Below are 917 nucleotides of genomic sequence, written 5' to 3' on the forward strand. Positions count from 1 at the left end.
GTCCTTCTGCTGCACCAAACTAGCCTTAATTGTAATACTACCTTCTGAGGTAAACTTAATCGCATTACCAACTAAGTTGTTAAGAATCTGACGAATTCTTCCTGCATCTGCTTTAACCCACGCTTGCTCGAAGCCTTCCAAGTGCAATTCGAGTTTTAAGTCCTTGGCTTCCATATCGAAGCGCACCGAATCGACAAAAGATTCGAATAATTCCCTTAAATCTATCGCACCTTCATCAAGTACAAGGTGCCCTGCATCAACCTTGGAAAAATCGAGAATGTCGTCGAGTAAAGAAAGCAAAGAGCTTGCACTCTTCTTAGCAATTGCCACCTTTTGCGATGAAGAGTCATCTAGGCTTTCTGTATCCAATACGCTCAGCATCCCTAGCACACCATTCATAGGCGTACGAATTTCATGGCTCATATTGGCTAGAAAGACACTTTTTGAATGCGCTGCCTGTTCTGCTTTTTCCTTCGCTTCTTTTAACTCCAGCTCGGCTTTTACCTTTTTATCAACATCTTGAAATGAGCCAAATAAGCGTACACACTTGCCGTCTTTAAATTCTGACTGGCCAAGTGCAGAAACCCAGATTTCATTGCCTTTAGCTGTCACCAGCTGCAGCTCTTCTTGCCAAGCAATGCCTTCTTCAATACCTTTGTTCACCGCGGCGGTAATTAGCTCTCTACTTCTACCTTCTTTATAAAAATTGATCGCTGTAGAGACATCAGGTTCAAAGCCTTCGGGTACTTCGTGAATTTCTTTTGTCATGAGTGACCAGTAAAGCCGGTCTTCCAGCATGTCCCACTCCCATGCACCAATTCTGGCCTGCTGACTCATCGACTCCAGTAAAGTCTTCTGACGTGCTAAATCTTCTGCAACAAGCTGTTTGCTCAGTTCATTACCTATCCATTGGGCAA

1 protein-coding gene is annotated in these 917 nt (G+C 43.7%); it reads right to left on the reverse strand.

The genetic code is table 11. From position 1 onward, the window contains the following. On the reverse strand, positions 1–917 hold a 917-nt coding region (locus A3763_RS23585; protein ID WP_304440842.1), incomplete at both ends, for a histidine kinase dimerization/phospho-acceptor domain-containing protein.

The organism is Oleiphilus sp. HI0128, from assembly GCF_001635365.1.